This is a genomic window from Pseudomonas sp. SW-3, from assembly GCF_016615645.1.
Taxonomy (GTDB): domain Bacteria; phylum Pseudomonadota; class Gammaproteobacteria; order Pseudomonadales; family Pseudomonadaceae; genus Aquipseudomonas; species Aquipseudomonas mandelii.
Genome location: NZ_CP067098.1, coordinates 5,197,479 through 5,215,716 on the forward strand (window position 1 = coordinate 5,197,479; position 18,238 = coordinate 5,215,716).

Below are 18,238 nucleotides of genomic sequence, written 5' to 3' on the forward strand. Positions count from 1 at the left end.
TCCGCCAAGGAATTACAGGATGTCGCCATTTCTCTACCGCTTGCTCTTGATGCCTCTGCTCGGAGTCTGTCTGACGGCCAGCGGCGCGCCACTGGACGAACCGCTCAAACCGCTGCCGGCCGTGCCGCAGCAAAACCCTCTGCGTGTCGAACTCGGTCGCCAGTTGTTCAACGAGCCACGTTTATCGGTCAACGGCAGCCTCTCGTGTGCCAGTTGCCATCGCCTGGAAAGCGGTGGCGCCGATAACAAGGCGTTTTCCATCGGTTTCAACGGCCAGCCAGTGGCAGTCAATACTCCGAGCGTGTTTAACGCCAGCCTGAACTTCCGGCAATTCTGGAACGGCCGCGCCGACACCCTGGAAACCCAGGTCCACGCCGTGGTGCAAAGCCCCAGTGAAATGGGCAGCAACTGGGAACACGTGGTGCAGACGCTGTCCGCCGACGCCGCTTATCGAACCGCGTTCGGCAACGCCTACCCGGATGGCGTGACCATGATCAATGTGCAAAACGCCCTGGCGACCTACGAGCGCACGTTGATCAGTGCCAACTCGCGTTTCGACCAATACCTGCTGGGCGACACCGACATTCTCACCCGCGAGGAGAAATACGGTTACCAACGCTTCAAGGATTACGGCTGTATCGCCTGCCATCAGGGAATCAATATCGGCGGCAACATGTTCCAGAAATTCGGGGTGATGGGCGATTACTTCAAGACACGAGGCAACCCGACCGACACCGACCTGGGCCGCTACCTGCTGACCAAGGACGAAGAGGACCGCTACGTGTTCAAGGTCCCGAGCCTGAGGAACGTCGCCGTGACCGCGCCGTACTTTCACGACGGCTCGGCCAAAACCCTCGAAGACGCCGTGGAGGTGATGTTCTCATTTCAACTGGGACGCATCCCCTCTGTCGAGGACAAGGTGCTGATCATCAAATTCCTCAAGACCCTGACCGGTGAATGGGAGGGCAAACCATTATGAAAATATCCCGCCGACGCAGTGTGGCACTCCTCGGTATCATGGCCCTGATACTGGCCTCGACACTGCTGTTTCTGTACCTCAAATCCAACTCCAATCAGACGTCGACCTACACCGAATCCCGGGATCTGATTTCCCGGATGAAACAGCTGAATGCGCAGTGGGAAACGGAAATCCTCAAGGCCAGGATTGCGATCAACCACAACTACGATCCGCTGGTCACACCGCTGACCGAGATGACGCTCCTGTGGGAACGGTTCGACACAATGTCGTCGAATCACAGCCGCAACACCTCGCCCGTCTGGTTGACCAGCCATGATGCGTACCTGAGCGCCTTCGAGGAAAAGATCCGGCTGGTTGAGCAGTTCAAGTCCCACAATGCTGTGTTGCGCAACTCACTGGCGTTTCTGCCGACCGCCGAAGACGACATTCAGGAACCCCTCGCCCAGTTGCAGGACGGCGACAAACTGCAACTGCAGAACATCGCCAACGACACCTATGACCTGGTACTCAGCACCATGGAGTTCGCCATGGTTACCTCTGACGACAAGGCCGCCGAAATCCTGGTGGGATTGAGCAAACTGAAAGTGAACAAACTGCGACTGCCGGAGGAGTTCCACAGTCCGCTGGATGTGCTCAATAACCATATTGAGCTCATTCTGCGTGAGCAACCGGTGGTCAACCGCTTGCTGGAAAACATCGAGGCGATTCCCGTGGCCGAGCGGCTGGACGGCATCACCGATCTGCTGAACAACGATCAGCAGCGCACCGATGCGGTCGACCAGCGTTATCACTTTTACATGCTGGTGTTTTCGGTGCTGCTGGTGCTGTTGCTGGTGTACCTGGCGATTCACTTGATGCGCAGTTTCACCGTGATCAATCGCGTCAACAAGGCCCTGAAAACCGCCAATGATGACCTCGAAAAACGGGTCGAAGAACGCACCCGCGAACTCAAGGATACCCAGAGCGAACTGCTGGACACCGCGCGCCAGGCCGGCATGGCGGAAATCGCCACCAATGTGTTGCACAACGTCGGCAACGTACTCAACAGCGTGAACATCTCCGCCGACCTGGTCAGCCGCAAACTGCGCAGCAGCAAGGCTCAGGGGCTGGGCAAGGCGATGCAGCTGATTAACGAGCATCAAGGCGACCTCGGGGCCTTTCTGACCCAGGACGCGAAAGGCAAATTGCTGCCCGGCTATCTGAATCAACTGGTCGACGCCATCGCGCTCGAACAACAAAGCATGACCGACGAACTCGCCCAACTGACCAAAAGCGTCGACCACATCAAGGACATCGTCGCCACCCAGCAGTCCTACGCCGGCGCCAACAGCCTGATGGAACCGCTGCACATCAGTGAACTGCTGGAAGACGCCCTGCGCATGAACTCCGGTGCCCTGACCCGGCACCACGTCACCGTGGTCAAGGAGTACAACGAGGTGCCGCAGGTCATGGGCGACAAACACCGGTTGCTGCTGATCCTGATCAACCTCATCAGCAATGCCAAATACGCCATGTCCGACCTCAGCAATCGTCCGCGACAAATGACCCTGGGGGTGAAAATCGTCGAAGACTCCACCCTGCAAATCAGCGTCAAGGATGATGGCGAAGGCATCGCGCCGGAGAACATGACGCGCATCTTTGCCCACGGTTTTACCACCCGCAAGGAAGGCCACGGTTTTGGTCTGCACAGCTGCGCACTCGCGGCGATAGAGATGAACGGCCATCTCAGCGCCCACAGTGACGGGCCCGGCAAGGGCGCGCAGTTCACCTTGCAGATTCCGCTGAAAACCGTCCCGGAGGAGGCATGAGTGAGCATTCGAACCGACGCATTCTGTTGATCGACGACACACCGTCGATTCATGACGACTTTCGCAAGATCCTCACCCCGGTTCCGGTGGAGCACCTGGAACTGGACGAGATGGAAGCCACGCTGTTTGGCCGTGAAATCAAAACCACCACGGCCCTGTTCGAACTGGATTCGGCGTATGGCGGCCAGGAAGGCCTGGGCAAACTCACTCAGGCCTTGCAGGAAAGCCGGCCCTACGCCCTCGCGTTCGTCGACATGCGCATGCCTGAAGGCTGGGACGGCGCGCAAACCATCGAACATCTGTGGCAGGAAGATCCGCACCTGCAAGTGGTGGTGTGTACCGCGTATTCCGACTATTCCTGGGATGAGCTGTTGGACCGACTGCAAGCCCATGATCGGTTGCTGATCCTGAAAAAACCGTTCGACAACATCGAAGTCCAGCAGATGGCCAACACCCTGCTGACCAAATGGGAGATGACCGAACGCGCCTCCGTGCAGATGAGCCATCTGGAGCATCTGGTGGACCAGCGCACCACGCAGTTCAAACAGGCCAGCGAGGCGTTGCAGCGGGAAATCGACGAGCGCAAACAGCTTGAATCGCAACTGGTGCAATCGGAAAAACTCGCGTCCCTGGGGCAATTGGCGGCCGGCGTTGCCCATGAAATCAACAACCCCATCGGCTTCATTTCTTCCAACCTTGGCAGTCTTGATGGCTACTTCAAGCAACTGCAGGACATGCTCGACGCCTATCGCGAGGCCGAAGAGGCGATTGCTTCAAATGAGGTGATCGAGCGGCTTGGGCAGTTACGGGAACGCATCGAGCTGGAATTTCTGCGCGAGGACATTCCGTTGCTGATCAAGGAATCCAAGGAGGGCATCAACCGAGTGGGGCAGATCGTCAAGGACCTGAAGGACTTCTCCCGGGTGGATTCCAACCAGGAATGGCAGTGGACCAATCTGCAACAGGGCATCGAATCGACCTTGAACATCGTCGCCAATGAACTCAAGTACAAGGCCGATGTGCTGAAGGAGTATCAGCCATTGCCCGACATCGAGTGCCTGCCATCGCAAATCAACCAAGTGATCATGAACCTGATCGTCAACGCGTCCCAGGCGATGGGCCCACAGCGGGGCACCATCACCCTGCGCACCGGGTTTGAGGGTGAACGGGTGTGGATTGAGGTGGCCGACACCGGCTCCGGTATCGCGCCGGACAGCCTGCAGAAAATCTTTGATCCGTTCTTCACCACCAAACCGGTGGGCCAGGGGACAGGGCTTGGGTTGTCCTTGTCCTATGGCATCGTCAAGAAGCACCGGGGGGATATTTCGGTGCGCAGTGAAGTGGGCGTGGGCAGCACGTTCCGAGTCGAACTGCCCGTGCACCAGACACACTCAGCCACCTGAACTCCGTAATAAATGCAGGAGTGAGCCTACTCGCGATGGCGGTATGTCAGTCGCCCTTGATGTTGACTGACATGGCCCTATCGCGAGCAGGCTCACTCCTACAGGGGGTTTTGCAGGGATCCGAGGTCAGGTGGCTTCCTGGAAATCCATCTCCGGTGGCTGGCGGCGGAAGCCACCGGTCAGCACCGCCAGGTACACCACGCCAATCGCCAGCCAGCTCAGGCCCAGGTAGATCGCCAGGTGATCGAGGCTAACCATCAGCCACAAATCTGCCGCCAGGCCAATGAACGGGAATAACAGGAACAGCACGAACTCGCGCAGGCCTTTGTTTGCACCGCCGATCCAGTAATGAAAGATCACCGACAAATTCACCAGACTGAACGCCAGGAACGCACCGAAGTTGATGAACGAGGTCGAGGTGGTGACGTCCAGTTTCAGCGCCAGCAACGCGACCACGGCGCACAACAGGATGCTGTTGACCGGTGTGCCAAAGCGCTCATGCAAGCTGCCGAAAAATGATTTAGGCAGCACGCCGTCGCGGCCCATGGCGAACAACAAACGCGAACCACTGGCCTGAGCCGACAGGCCCGAGGCGAACTGGCCGACGATCAGGCCGATCAGGAAGATCGTCACGAACAGGTCGCCACCGATGTTGCGGGCGATTTCATAAGCGGCCGAGTCGACGCTGTCGAACTGGAACGAGGGATGGGCGATCTGCACGAAGTACGAGACGCTGACGAAGATCAGGCCGCCGATCAGGGTAATCAACATGATCGCCCGCGGGATGGTGCGGCGTGGGTCGCGGGTTTCTTCGGTCAGGGTGCTGACCGCGTCGAACCCGAGGAACGAGTAACAGGCGATGGCCGCGCCACTCATGATCAGCGGCATCTGCATGTCGCCGTTGAAGAACGGCTTGATCGACCACAACGGCGTGCTCGCATCGCCCCCGACGTAGTGGATGCACAGCGCGACGAAGGCGATCAGCACCAGGAACTGCACCAGCATCAGCAAGGCATTGATGCCGTTGGCCAGTTTCAGGCCGACGATGTTGATCGCGCTGGTGATGCCGATGAACGCCAGCACCCAGATCCACTGCGGCACGGCCGGGAAAGCGGAATTGAGGTAGGCCGCACCGATCAGCCAGATCGCCATCGGCAGGAACAGATAGTCGAGCAGCACCGCCCAACCGGCGATGAACCCCAGCTTCGGGCTGATGGCCTTGCGGACATAGCTGTAGGCGGAACCGGCGACGGGGAATGCCGAGGCCATTCGGCCGTAGCTCATCGCGGTGAAAAACATCGCCACCAACGCCGCCAGATACGCGGCCGGGACCATGCCGGCGGTGGATTGAGCGAGAATGCCAAAGGTGCCGAGCACAATGATCGGCGTCATGTAGGCGATGCCGAACAGCACCACCGAACCCAATGACAGGGTGCGTTGCAAACGAGCCATGAGCGACTACTCCGAATTTATTAGATTTATGGCAGAGCCGAGTTCGGCGCTAAATTTCGGGTGTTTCGTTGTTGTTTTGGGTGATCGGTCAAACAGGTGTGTTGTCTGTCAGGACCTCTTCGCGAGCAGGCTCGCTCCCACAGGGGATCTGCAGTGGACACAAACTCAATGTGGGAGCGAGCCTGCTCGCGAAAGGGCCACTCGGAGCAATGCAACATCCGGATCAGCGCGAAGGAATCAGCAACTCCCGCACACCAGAAGCCTGCTCGACAATCTCACCCGGCAACTTCAGCCGCTGGTCATCCAGGTACCGGTAATCCTTGCGTGCCGCCTCCAGCCGGCTGAAATCCAGCTCAACCGCAAACTGCCCTTCATCGCGTCCGGCCTCGAACAACAGGGTGCCGAGCGGATCCACCAGCGCACTGCCACCGGCAAACACCAATCCGTCATCACTCTCTTTGACCCGATTGACCATCAGCGCAAAGGCCTGGTTTTCCTGGGCCCGGGCCATGATCGCGGTGCGATGAGTGGGGCCGTAAGGGTCCATGTTGCCGTTGGTGACGATCAGTAATTCGGCGCCCAGTTGCGCCAGGGCGCGGGCAGTTTCCGGGAATTCGATGTCGTAGCAGATCAGCAGACCGACCCGCACGCCGTTCCACTCGCAAGTGGCGTAACGGTCGCCCGCCTCGAACACGCCGCGATCCGACGCCCACAGGTGCGTCTTGCGGTATTTCAGGGCGATGCCTTCGGGGGTAATCAGCAGCGTGGTGTTGTAGAAGCGGCCGTTGTCGTTCTCCGCCATGCCGATCACCACGGCGATGTTGCGTTCGCGGGCGGCCGCCACGACGGCGCTGACCGTCGGCCCGTCCAGCGGTTCGGCGGTCTGGGCCACGGTGTCGGCAGTCGGAAAGCCCATCAGGTGGGTTTCCGGGAAGACGATCAGTTGCGTATCCGCGTGGCAGGCAGCGATGGCCGTCAGGGCGCGTTCGAGGTTGTACGCTGTGCCGTTGTCACGGCCCGCCAACTGGGCGAGTTCGACTTTCATGGGTATTCCTTGTTTTGGGCCGAGCGGCAGAAAGATTGCCCGGTCTGTGTCTGTGCGCCAGTATGCGCAGCAAGCCACCGGCCGGGGAATCACGCCGCTGGGGTAACCCGATAGGGGTAGAGGCATGACACTTTCGTTAGACGACATCGCGTGGCACCGCTCGGTCGGGCAACTGATCGACGCCCTCGACAAGCCCAACTTCTGGACGCAGCTGGTGCGCCTGCTGGATCAGTACGTGACCTTCGACAGCTGGGTGGCGCTGCTTTTCAGCGCGGACCAGCACCCGCAGGTGTTCGCCGAATGCCCGGGCGAGGACGGCAGCCCTGATCAGCTGTTTCAGGATTACCTGCGCGGGCTCTATCTGCTTGATCCGTTCTACATCGCCTGCCGCGAGCAATCGCGCACCGGCCTCTATCGCCTGTCGGAAGTGGCGCCGGAGCACTTCGAGCTGACCGAGTATTACCAACGATACTTTCGTCTGAATGTGGTGGCCGACGAAATCCAGTTCAATTGCCAACTCGAAGGGGACCGCACGCTGTGCCTGTCATTGGGCAGCAAGCAGCGTTTCAGCGGCCAGCAGATTGCCTTGCTGTCGCTGATCCAGCCTTGGGTGCTCGGCCTGTTGCGCCAGCGCCTGCCCTACGAAATCAACGAGGCCGTGGCCCTCGCGCCAGCACCGATCCAGGGCGATTGGCGCGTGCAGCTGGAAGCCTCGGTGCAACAACTCAAGGGCGCGCAACTGACCGCCCGGGAACTGGATGTCGGGCGCTTGATGCTCAGCGGTTGCTCCAGTAAAGAAATCGCCCGTAAGCTGGAAATCTCTGTTGAAACCGTGAAAGTCCACAAGAAACACATGTACAGCAAGCTGGGGATCAAATCCCAGTCCGAGCTGTTTTCGATATTTCTCCAGGCGCAAAACGCCTGATTGCAACGCGGAGTGCTTTTTACTGTGGGAGCGAGCCTGCTCGCGATTGCGGTCTTTCATTCAGCATTGATGTCGACTGAACCACCGTAATCGCGAGCAGGCTCACTCCCACAGGGATCTGTGTGTATCCATGCACCTGCTGCGTTGAAATTATTGAGTCCGAACCAAGGAACCCGTATGAGCCTGTCACTCCTGAGCCGCTACGCCTTCTTTGCTGCCTGTGTGATTTTCACCCTCGCCAGCCTGCCCTTCCTGGAACACGACTGGCTCTGGCCAATCACCGCCGTGACGGGCGTCCTGAGTCTGGTGGGCCTGTTCGATCTGCTGCAAAGCCCTCACGCAGTGCGGCGCAACTACCCGATCCTGGGCAATATTCGCTATCTGGTGGAGGGCATTCGCCCGGAGATCCGCCAGTACCTGCTCGAATCCGACAGCGACGCCCTGCCCTTCTCCCGGGCCCAGCGCTCGCTGGTCTATTCCCGGGCCAAGAATGAAAGCGCTGACAAACCCTTCGGCACGCTGATCGATGTGTACCAATCGGGTTTCGAATTCATCGGCCACTCGATGCGCCCTGCGCCGTTGAGCGATCCGAGCAATTTCCGCGTCATCGTCGGTGGCCCACAGTGCACCCAGCCGTACTCGGCCTCTGTGTTCAACATCTCGGCCATGAGTTTCGGCTCGCTCAGTGCCAACGCCATTCGCGCGTTGAATCAGGGCGCCAAACTCGGCAACTTCGCCCATGACACCGGCGAAGGCAGCATCAGTGCGTATCACCGGGAAAACGGCGGCGACCTGACCTGGGAACTGGGCAGCGGCTACTTCGGCTGTCGCACTGCCGATGGCCGCTTCGACCCGGAACGCTTCGCCGCCCAGGCGCAAACGCCGCAAGTGCGCATGATCGAAATCAAGATGTCGCAAGGGGCCAAACCCGGGCATGGCGGCATCCTGCCCAAGCACAAAGTCACCAAGGAAATCGCCGAAACCCGCGGCATCCTGATGGGCGAAGATTGCATCTCGCCGTCGCGGCACAGTGCGTTTTCCACGCCGATCGAACTGATGCACTTCATCCAGCAGTTGCGTGAATTGTCCGGCGGCAAACCGGTGGGCTTCAAGTTCTGCCTCGGTCACCCGTGGGAATTCATGGGCATCGCCAAGGCCATGCTGGAAACCGGCATCCTTCCGGACTTCATCGTGGTCGACGGCAAAGAAGGCGGCACCGGCGCCGCGCCCGTAGAGTTCACAGACCACATCGGCGTGCCGATGCGCGAAGGCCTGCTGTTCGTGCACAACACGCTGGTGGGCCTGAACCTGCGGGACAAAATCAAACTCGGTGCCAGCGGCAAGATCGTCAGTGCCTTCGACATCGCCAGCGTCCTGGCCATCGGTGCCGACTGGGCCAACTCGGCGCGTGGCTTCATGTTCGCCATCGGCTGCATCCAGTCGCAAAGCTGCCACACCAACAAATGCCCGACCGGCGTCGCCACTCAAGACACCCTGCGCCAGCGTGCACTGGTGGTCCCGGACAAGGCCCAGCGGGTCTACAACTTCCACCGCAACACACTCAAGGCCCTGGCGGAAATGCTCGCGGCCGCCGGCCTCGATCATCCTTCACAGTTGTCAGCCAAGCACTTGGTGCGACGTATGTCGGCGACCGAGATCAAGCTGTTCTCGCAGTTACATGTGTTCTTGAAGCCGGGGGAATTGCTCACCGGCGAGGTGAATGGCGAGTTTTACTCGCGGATGTGGCAGATGGCGCGGGCGGATAGTTTTGAGCCTAATGAGGTGGTTGCTGCGTAAAGATCGCTCTGCATGCCAGCCTTACGGACAGGCTGGCATCAGCGACACGTTCACGCTTCGCGCTCGCCATACAGGACAAATCTCGAGAAGAAAAACCCGCAAACCAGACTCAACAGCGAGAACGACCCTACGGTCATCAGCCCGTGGATTTTCCAGACATCAGCGTAATGTCCGACAACGAAACTCATGCCCCCCATGAAAAACACATACAGCAGATAACGAAGTACCGACCCCCCGGCCTCAAACGTGTAGAGCGCATGCACATAGAATGAGAACGTCGCGGCCACACAAAACGCCGAAAAATTACTGACGGCCTGACTAAGCTCGGCCGCAGTGGTCAGTACATAAAATAGCTGCCAATGGATAAGCGTATTGGCCACTCCAATGACTGCGTAGATAGAAAATTCTTTCCATAAAGCTTTCATGTCCGATCCTTGACCCATTCCCGTTTCAGGCGCCGTTCAAACCTAAAGTCGAGGACAGGTGCGCGTCTACTGTAAGAACTAACAGGTAGCGCGACATTCCAGACCAATGGTCACGGGGTTCACCACTGGAGAGAGCGGACCCGGGCGGGTTCTTTCATGACAATAAAGCCGTAGTCCCCCAGCAGATAAATCCGATAAAACAGACTGTCCACCAGCGGTGGATACCCCTGATAACCCACCAGCGTCGCGTTACGCCGTTCCTTTTCCCTGACCACATTAGTGATGCCTGTTTTCGGCAGATTTTCCGCGAGCATGTAGAAATCGATGTTTAACAAGTAATGCAAAACCGGCATCTGCTTGAACGACCCGGCGGCCCCCACCAGCCAGTGATCGGAGTACGTCACCGACATATAAATGCGCTTGGCTTCGCGCAACGCCGGGCGCGAAGCAATGTCGGCACTCAAGGCGTACAGCGCATTCGTCGCGAAGGTTTTTTGTAACGTCAGCACCCGTCCATACGCGAAGGAAAGCGAAAGCATCGCCAACAATGGAACCAGCAACAGCAGCGGCAGCTTTCCGTGCACCGACGCCAGCGCCAGATGGCTCAGGTAGAACAGCAATACGAGCACGACAGCAAAGCCCATCAAGGTGCGGGCGCCTTCATTGAAGTCGCGGAAAAACAATGAGACGCCCGGCACCAGCACCATCAGGACGGGCAAGATCAACAGGCACAGCAGGCCGATCACGGTTTTGTTCAGCCCAGTACCGGCACGCTCCAGCACGCGCTGTCCCACGCGCACGGCACCGAACAGGGCGCACAGCAACAGCGCGGCGAATACCCAGGCAAAGCCGCCATGGAACAGCAGCACGATTTTTTCCAGCACCCAGCCCGCGCTGGTTTCAATTTGCTGCAACGGCGCCGCTGCCCCGTTCAACAATGAGGTGCGCTTCTGAGTCATGAAGGAATAGGCGGTGGCGTAATAGATCAACCCTGCCAGACCCACCTGTACAACTTTGCAGCCGATCAATCGCCACCAAGCAGGCCATGCCAATGGGTCGTCCGTGCGCCGCAGCAACTCCATACAACACAGACCGAGAAACACATTAAAGCTGACCTGATAAAGCCCGATGGCCAAGGCGATCAGCGCGGCCGGTATCAGCAGGTGCTGAACGCGAGAAGGGCTTTGGAAGGTGATCGCGTAGATCACCGCCACCAGGCTGAGCGCCATGCTCGGTCCGTCGTATTGGTACGACAGGTTTTGCAGGAAGAACGGGTTGTACCAAAGCGGCAGCACCACCAGGCAATGGGCGAACGTCGGTTCGGGGAAATAGTGAAACGTCAGCCGGGTCAGGGCCCAGCTCATCGCCAGCGTGGCGATCAACAGCGGCAGCGGGAAGATGTTCGGCGCGGCGCCGCTGAAGGTCAGCAGGTTGTAGAACCACTGCGCGAACAGCCGGCCGTCCTCCGCCCAGCCGGTACCCGCGGCCAGCGCACGCCAGTTGTCATCGATGTAGGGATAATCCGCGAGGATCAGCGGCAGGATGTACACCAGCGTCGCGAAAAGAAACAACAACCAGACTTGGCGGCCGGTGAGTTCTTTGTCGAGCCATTCGCTGATCTGCATGCCGGCGCCTCAAGGGAATTCCGCCTTCAATCAATAAAGCTTTGAACCTCGACGGTCGTCAGAGATCGCCGACCTGCGTGTCTTTTAGACAGGCGGTTGTCGCCTCGGCGATGCACAGAGACACTCCGTAATATCCACACTTTGCAATTGCCGCCGAATCCCTGCACCCTGCGCGCCGCCAATGTGCAGCGCGCAACCTTTTGTGTCGCCGGCGCTCCTCCTTCAAACCCCGTTCCAGAGCCCGCAGCCATGACGACTGAACGCGATCACCGGATCGACTTTTTCCGAGGCCTGGCGCTGATCTTCATTTTCTGGGATCACGTGCCCCACAACCCGCTGGGTCAAATCACTCTGCGTAACGTCGGCTTCAGCGATGCCGCCGAAGTCTTCGTGTTTCTCGCCGGTTACGCGGCGGTCCTGGCCTACGGCAAGATCCTGGCCCGCGACGGTTACCTGATTGCCTGCGTGAAAATCCTGCGCCGCGCCTGGGTGCTGTATGTGGTGCATATTTTCCTGCTGGCAATGCTGATGGGCATCGTGTTCTTCGCCAACAGCCATGTGGAGACCCGAGATCTGGTGGAGGAGATGGGCATGCACCACTTCATCAGCAATCCGCAGCAAGCCTTGATCGATGAGTTGCTGTTGCGCTTCAAACCGAACCTGATGGACCCATTGCCGCTCTACATCGTGCTGCTGGCCGGTTTGCCGCTGGTGCTGCCGATATTTGTGCGCAAACCATGGGTGGTGGTGGCGATGTCGTTTGCGGTGTACCTGACGGTGCCGTTGTTCGGCTGGAATCTGGCGGCCATCAAGGACGGCGTGTGGTATTTCAACCCCGTCGCCTGGCAACTGTTGTTCGTACTCGGCGGTGCCGCTGCGATTCACACGCAGCGCCCACGCTTGCCCGACAGGCGCCCGTTGCTGCGCCAGCCATTGTTTGTGAGTGCGGCGTTATACGCAGGCGTCGCCGGTGTACTGACCGTATTGTGGCGGTGGCCGCAACTGCATGATGCGATGGTACCGACCAGCCTGAGCAATCTGTTGTACCCGATCAGCAAGACCGACCTGTCGCCGGTGCGACTGCTGCACTTCCTGGCGCTGGCGTATGTCACGGCGAAACTGTTGCCGGACACTGGCTGGACGCAGAACTGGCTGGCCCGGCAATGCAGTCGCATGGGCCGTTATTCGCTGGAAGTGTTCTGCCTCGGGGTGTTGCTCGCGCCGCTGGCAGACATGATCAATGCCCTGACCGACGATGCGTTTGCCATGCAAATCTTCACCGCGCTGGTGGGTGCAGGATTGATGGGGTTGTTGGGGGTTTGGCTGGATTTCAACAAGCGCCTGACCGCACCGATTCAACCGGTCGCCGTCCATTAAGAAACTCCGCGCCTTTGTGGCGAGCCAGCTCGCTCGCCACCGGAGATTTCGTCAGCCAATAAAAAGGCCCCGGCCAATGGACCGGGGCTTTTGCGTTTCAGGCGTTACGACTTACGCAGCCGAACGCACCGCACCTTGCGACACATTGGTCGGTTGCAGCTTGAACACGTAGAACAACACCGTCAGCAGCACCAGGAACGCCGGGCCGACGTACAGCGCCACGCGGGTTTCCGGGAAGTAAGCCATCAGGCCGACCACCAACACCAGGAACGCCAGCGCCAGGTACGAGCTGACCGGGTACAGCCACATCTTGTATTTCAGACCGGCACGTTCGCTGGCACTCAGGCCTTTGCGGAACTTGAGCTGGGCCAGCAGGATCATCACCCAGGTCCAGATCGCGCCGAAAGTGGCAATCGCCGTCACCCAGACGAAGACTTTTTCCGGGACCATGTAGTTGAGCAGCACGCCCAGCAACAGCACGAAGATCGACAACAGCAACGCGCGACGGGGCACGCCGTTGCTCGACGTGGTGGCAAAACCGGCCGGGGCCTGGCCATTCTGCGCCAGGCTGTAAAGCATGCGCCCGGTGCTGAAGATGCCACCATTGCAGGACGACAGCGCTGCGGTGATTACCACAAAGTTGATGATGCCGGCCGCGGTCTTGATCCCCAGGCGTTCGAACGTCATCACGAACGGACTGCCCTGGGTGCCGATTTCGTTCCACGGGTAGATCGACAGGATCACGAACAACGCGCCGACGTAGAACAGCAGAATCCGCCAGAACACCGAGCCGATCGCGTTGGGAATGGTCTTCTGCGGGTTCTTCGCTTCACCGGCGGTCAGGCCGATCATCTCGACACCGAGGTAGGCGAACATCACCATCTGCAGCGACATCAATACGCCTTGCACGCCGTTGGGCATGAAGCCGCCGTGGGCCCAGAGATTGGAAATCCCCAGCGCCACGCCGTCATTGCCGAAACCGAACGCGATCACGCCGATACCGCCGATCACCATCGCAATGATGGTGACGATCTTGATCAGGGCGAACCAGAACTCGAATTCACCGAAGGCTTTCACCGCGATCAGGTTGATCGAACCCATGCTGATCAACGCGGCGAGTGCCCAGATCCAGCGCGGCACATCAGGGAACCAGACGCCCATGTACACCGCCACGGCGGTGATTTCCGCGACACAGGTCACAAGCCACAGGAACCAGTAATTCCAGCCTGTCAGGAAGCCCGCCAAGGGGCCGAGGTAGTCTTGAGCGTAACGGCTGAAGGAGCCGGCGACCGGGTTGTGCACGGCCATCTCACCGAGGGCGCGCATGATCACCAGGATCGCCAGACCGCCGATGATGTAGGACAGCATGATGGCGGGGCCGGCCATTTCGATGGCCTTGGCCGAACCGAGGAACAGACCGACGCCGATACACGCTCCGAGCGCCATCAAGCGGATATGCCGTTCGCCGAGTTCGCGTTTAAGCGGGCCGCCCTGAGCGGTCTCGCCATGGGGCAGATGATTGCCGACTGGCATAGGGGTACAACCTCGTCTTGTTATTGGATATGACCACCGAGTAACAAAGCGCTGACCGGTAAGCCATTGCTTCTGAGAAACCGGGCCTGCTTCGTGAGCAAACCCGTCTTGCAGGACAACACCGGCAAGATCAGCGGGGCGTGCAGTATAAAAAGCTTCGTACAGGGTTTTTCACTCTATAAACCACAACATTCAGCCAGAACTCTCGGGAAAAGCCCGGTTAGCGGAGGGGCATTACCTGACTTTTGTAGGATCTTTCACCAACTGAAACGCCGCCGAGTATTGCACAGCATTGGTGCATCGTCATGCCCCTGGCCGGGCCTTATTTGCTATTCGACGTGTCTAGGAAGGGCATTTCAGGCAGGCACTACCTGTGGCGAGGGAGCTTGCTCCCGCTCGGCTGCGCAGCAGTCGCAAAACCGGTGATCGCGGTTCTACTGAAAGACCGAGATGGCAAATTCGGGTCTGCTTCGCAGCCCAGCGGGAGCAAGCTCCCTCGCTACAGGGAATGGGGAATATTTGAGATCTGTGCGTCCACAATTTCTTCACCATCGCCAACCACCGACTAAGCTTCAGACAAGTCAGATCAATCTGCGTGAATGGATCAGTCGACTATGGGCGCGTTATGGCAAACCGATACGAGTAAAACTGTGGTCCCGACTGAACGTGTGGATGAAGCGCCTATTCCTGAAAAACCCCCTGGCAGTCGCACAAAGCATGGCTGGGGGGCGTTTTGGTTGTTGCTGATTATTATCCTGATTGTCCTGGGGCTTGCCGCTGCCAAGGAAATGCGTACCTCGAAGTTTCAATCCCGCGAGGTCAGCAAATTCGCCGCCTCCCTGAGTTACGAAATGAAACCCGGCCCCAGCGACGCGATTCGCTATCCAGGCGCAGGCCCTTTCGACTTGCGTCTGGGCTACAGCTCGCTGGGTGAGTTTCTGCCGCGATTGCTCAAGCGTGACTACGTCATTGCGTCGCAAACCCGCTTCTCTGAAAAGCTGATGAACTACACCGACAAGGGCTTTTTCGTGCCTTACGCGGAGAAAATACAGGCTGGACTGTCGATCACCGATTGCCGTGCGGCACCGCTGTACCAGTACAAATACCCCCAACAGCTGTATTCAAGCTTTGAGTCGATTCCGCCTGTGGTGGTCAGCAGCCTGCTGTTTATTGAAAACCGCTTTTTGCTCGATCCTCGTCAGCCCCTGGCCAACCCCGCCGTGGACTGGCCACGGTTCGGCATGGCGATCTGGTCCCAGGTTGCCAAGTTGCTGCATATACCAGGGCAGTCGGCGGGCGGCAGTACGCTGGCGACGCAACTGGAGAAATACCGGCACTCGCCCGATGGCCTGACGGTGTCAGGCGCGGAAAAGATCCGGCAGATGATTTCCGCCACCGTGCGTGCTTATCAAGCGGGGCCGGAAACCTTGCAGGTCCGGCAAAATGTGGTGCGCGATTACCTCAATAGCGTGCCGCTGTCGGCGGTACCGGGACACGGTGAAGTGCATGGCATGGCCGAAGGGTTGCGCGTCTGGTACGGCGCCGACTTCAACAAGGCCAACGAACGGCTGGCCAGCACCGACACGGACCCCAAGAGCATGGCCGAAAAAGGCCTGGCGCTGCGTGAAATGCTCTCGCTGATGATCGCCCAGCGCCGCCCTTCTCATTACCTGACCAAGGGTCATGATGAACTGGCCGACCTCACCGACAGCCACATCCGCCTGCTGGCGGCGAATGGCGTGATCGACGCGCCCTTCGCCGCCGCCGCCCTGGCCAGCCAGGTGACCTACCGCGACTGGCAGACCCAGCCGACCATCCAGCCGATTGAAACCAACAAAGGCATCAGCGTGGCGCGCAGCCGTCTGGGCGGGTTGCTCAATCGTCCGCTGTACGATCTCGACCGCCTCGACCTTTCCGCCACCAGCACCCTGCAAGGTGAATTGCAAAGCCAGGCTACCGAGTATCTCAAGCGCCTGGCCGACCCGGCGTTCGCCACACAAATCGGGCTGATGGGCGAACGCTTGCTCACCCCCACCAGCACCACTCAGGTGCGCTACAGCTTCACGTTGTTCGAGCTGACACCGGACGGCGCGCGCGTGCGGGTACAGACCGACAGCACCGACCAGCCATTCGACATCAATGAAGGCAGCAAGCTGGAACTGGGCTCTACCGCGAAAATGCGCGTGCTCACCACCTACCTGCAAATCATGGCCGAGCTGCACGATAAATATGCCGAAATGACCGTCCCGGAACTGAAGAAAGTCGACATCCCCGATCAGGATCGCCTGAGTCGCTGGGCCATCGACTACCTGATTGAGAACAAGGACCGCAACCTGCCGGCCATGCTCGGTGCCGCGCTGGATCGTAAATATTCGGCCAGCCCCGGCGAAGCGTTTTTCACCGGCGGCGGGCTGCACACCTTCGTCAACTTCCGCAAGGAAGACAACGGTCGCATTCCAACCCTGCGTGATGCGTTGCGTGAGTCGATCAACCTGCCGTTCATTCGCCTGATGCGTGACCTGGTGCGCTACACGACGTACTCCGGCCCCAACAACAGCGCCGAATTGCTCAAGGACGATCGCGACCCGCGGCGTCAGGAATACCTGGCCAGTTTCGCCGACCGCGAAGGGACTTCGTTCCTGCTCAAGTTCTGGAAGAAATACAAAAACAAGGACACCCAGGCGCGGCTCGACACCTTCCTGGACAGCATGCGTCCGACGCCGATTCGCCTGGCGGCGGTGCACCGCTATTTGCTGCCCCAGGCCAGCCAGGAAAGCTTCAATGCCTTCGTGCGCGCGCACCTCAAAGGCGCCAAGCTCACCGAAAAACTCACCGACGAACGCCTGCAACGGCTCTACGAAAATTACAGCCCCGGCGCCTACGACTTGCCGGATCAGGGTTTCATCGCCAAGGTTCACCCGCTGGACCTGTGGCTCATGGGCTACCTGCTGAACAACCCGGATGCCAAGTGGAGCCAGATCGTCAAAGCCAGCCAGTTCGAGCGTCAGGAAGTCTACAGTTGGCTGTTCAAGAGTCGTCACAAGGGCGCCCGCGACAGCCGTATTCGCACCATGCTGGAAATCGAAGCGTTCCTGGACATTCATCAGCGCTGGCAGAAAGTCGGTTACCCGTTCGATCACCTGGTACCGTCGCTAGCCACCGCCATCGGCAGTTCCGGCGATCGCCCGGCCGCCTTGGGCGAGTTGATCGGCACCATCCTCAACGATGGTGTGCGCATGCCGACATTGCGCATCGACACCCTGCACTTCGCGGCGAACACCCCGTATGAAACCAAACTGATCAATGACCCAGACGCCGGCAAACGAGTGATGCCGTCCGAAGTGGCCACGGCCATGCGTGAGGCGTTGTCGCAGGTTGTGGATGCCGGTACGGCCAAACGGGTGTCCGGCAGTTTCATCACCCCCGATGGCAAACCCCTGGCGATGGGCGGCAAGACCGGGACCGGGGACAACCGCATCGAAGCCATTGGTTCCGGCGGGCGGATCCTGAGTTCGAAGTCGATCAACCGCACCGCCACTTTCGTGTTCTATATCGGTGACAGCCACTTCGGTACGTTGACCGCCTTCGTGCCCGGGCGCACCGCCGAGGCCTTCAAGTTCACCTCGGCGCTGCCCGTGCAAGTGCTCAAAGGCATGGCACCGATTCTCACGCCCTATCTGCAACCGGGTGCGCATACACAATGCCTGCCGGTGGAGGTCGCACGGCGCTGAAAAAAGGCGGTAATTACCTATTTTCGGCATTGGTAATTCCAATGTTTATGGGCGGCTGACACTGATTAAGCAGCGGTAATTCAGGCTTTTACTTTGAGCCTCGGGCGTTAGGCTGGTCATTCCACTTAACGCTCAAGG

Annotated in this window: 12 protein-coding genes; 7 read left to right on the forward strand and 5 right to left on the reverse strand. The window is 59.2% G+C overall.

Features of this window, described 5'->3' with window-relative positions; all coding sequences use genetic code 11:
- Positions 1–19 precede the first annotated feature (19 nt).
- From JIO00_RS23440 to JIO00_RS23450, 3 genes are read left to right on the forward strand one after another with little or no spacing between them, the layout of a single operon-like run.
- Positions 20–979, forward strand: a complete 960-nt coding sequence (locus JIO00_RS23440) for a cytochrome-c peroxidase (RefSeq protein ID WP_102594179.1) — start codon at positions 20–22, stop codon at positions 977–979.
- The gene (locus tag JIO00_RS23445) at positions 976–2,787 is read left to right on the forward strand and encodes a DAHL domain-containing protein (protein ID WP_010457736.1); all 1,812 of its coding nucleotides are present in this window, start codon (positions 976–978) and stop codon (positions 2,785–2,787) included. The genes JIO00_RS23440 and JIO00_RS23445 overlap by 4 nt, the downstream gene beginning before the upstream one ends.
- Positions 2,784–4,190 (forward strand): ATP-binding protein, encoded by a 1,407-nt coding sequence (locus tag JIO00_RS23450; RefSeq protein ID WP_010457738.1) that lies wholly within the window; start codon positions 2,784–2,786, stop codon positions 4,188–4,190. The genes JIO00_RS23445 and JIO00_RS23450 overlap by 4 nt, the downstream gene beginning before the upstream one ends.
- A gap of 126 nt (positions 4,191–4,316) precedes the next feature.
- Here JIO00_RS23450 and JIO00_RS23455 read toward each other — a convergent pair whose 3' ends face one another.
- Both JIO00_RS23455 and JIO00_RS23460 read right to left on the reverse strand, forming a co-directional pair.
- Positions 4,317–5,642 carry an APC family permease gene (locus JIO00_RS23455; RefSeq protein ID WP_010457740.1) on the reverse strand — a complete coding sequence of 442 codons (1,326 nt, stop codon included), beginning with the start codon at positions 5,640–5,642 and terminating at the stop codon, positions 4,317–4,319.
- A 223-nt stretch (positions 5,643–5,865) separates the two neighbouring features.
- Positions 5,866–6,687, reverse strand: coding sequence for a carbon-nitrogen hydrolase family protein (locus JIO00_RS23460; protein ID WP_200666921.1), 822 nt, complete (start codon positions 6,685–6,687; stop codon positions 5,866–5,868).
- 124 nt (positions 6,688–6,811) lie between these two features.
- Here JIO00_RS23460 and JIO00_RS23465 point away from each other — a divergent pair, with 124 nt between their 5' ends.
- Both JIO00_RS23465 and JIO00_RS23470 read left to right on the forward strand, forming a co-directional pair.
- Positions 6,812–7,612: a helix-turn-helix transcriptional regulator gene (locus JIO00_RS23465; protein WP_010457744.1), complete on the forward strand. Its 801-nt coding sequence runs from the start codon at positions 6,812–6,814 to the stop codon at positions 7,610–7,612.
- A 177-nt stretch (positions 7,613–7,789) separates the two neighbouring features.
- A complete protein-coding gene (locus JIO00_RS23470) occupies positions 7,790–9,409 on the forward strand; it encodes an FMN-binding glutamate synthase family protein (protein WP_083375834.1) in 1,620 nt (539 codons plus the stop codon).
- A 50-nt stretch (positions 9,410–9,459) separates the two neighbouring features.
- On the opposite strand, the gene JIO00_RS23475 is transcribed toward JIO00_RS23470, so the two are convergent.
- Together JIO00_RS23475 and JIO00_RS23480 are read right to left on the reverse strand one after the other, a co-directional pair.
- A complete protein-coding gene (locus tag JIO00_RS23475; RefSeq protein ID WP_200666923.1) occupies positions 9,460–9,834 on the reverse strand; it encodes a GtrA family protein in 375 nt (124 codons plus the stop codon).
- A 119-nt stretch (positions 9,835–9,953) separates the two neighbouring features.
- The gene (locus tag JIO00_RS23480; protein ID WP_145308488.1) at positions 9,954–11,459 is read right to left on the reverse strand and encodes a glucosyltransferase domain-containing protein; all 1,506 of its coding nucleotides are present in this window, start codon (positions 11,457–11,459) and stop codon (positions 9,954–9,956) included.
- Positions 11,460–11,708: 249 nt separating this feature from the next.
- Between JIO00_RS23480 and JIO00_RS23485 the strand changes: the two genes are divergently transcribed.
- Positions 11,709–12,836: an OpgC family protein gene (locus JIO00_RS23485; protein WP_010457751.1), complete on the forward strand. Its 1,128-nt coding sequence runs from the start codon at positions 11,709–11,711 to the stop codon at positions 12,834–12,836.
- Between the two features lie 111 nt (positions 12,837–12,947).
- Here JIO00_RS23485 and JIO00_RS23490 read toward each other — a convergent pair whose 3' ends face one another.
- Positions 12,948–14,369 (reverse strand): amino acid permease, encoded by a 1,422-nt coding sequence (locus JIO00_RS23490; RefSeq protein WP_010457753.1) that lies wholly within the window; start codon positions 14,367–14,369, stop codon positions 12,948–12,950.
- A 614-nt stretch (positions 14,370–14,983) separates the two neighbouring features.
- On the opposite strand from JIO00_RS23490, the gene JIO00_RS23495 reads away from it, so the two are divergent.
- Positions 14,984–18,100, forward strand: coding sequence for a transglycosylase domain-containing protein (locus tag JIO00_RS23495; protein ID WP_154501557.1), 3,117 nt, complete (start codon positions 14,984–14,986; stop codon positions 18,098–18,100).
- The last annotated feature ends 138 nt before the right edge of the window (positions 18,101–18,238 follow it).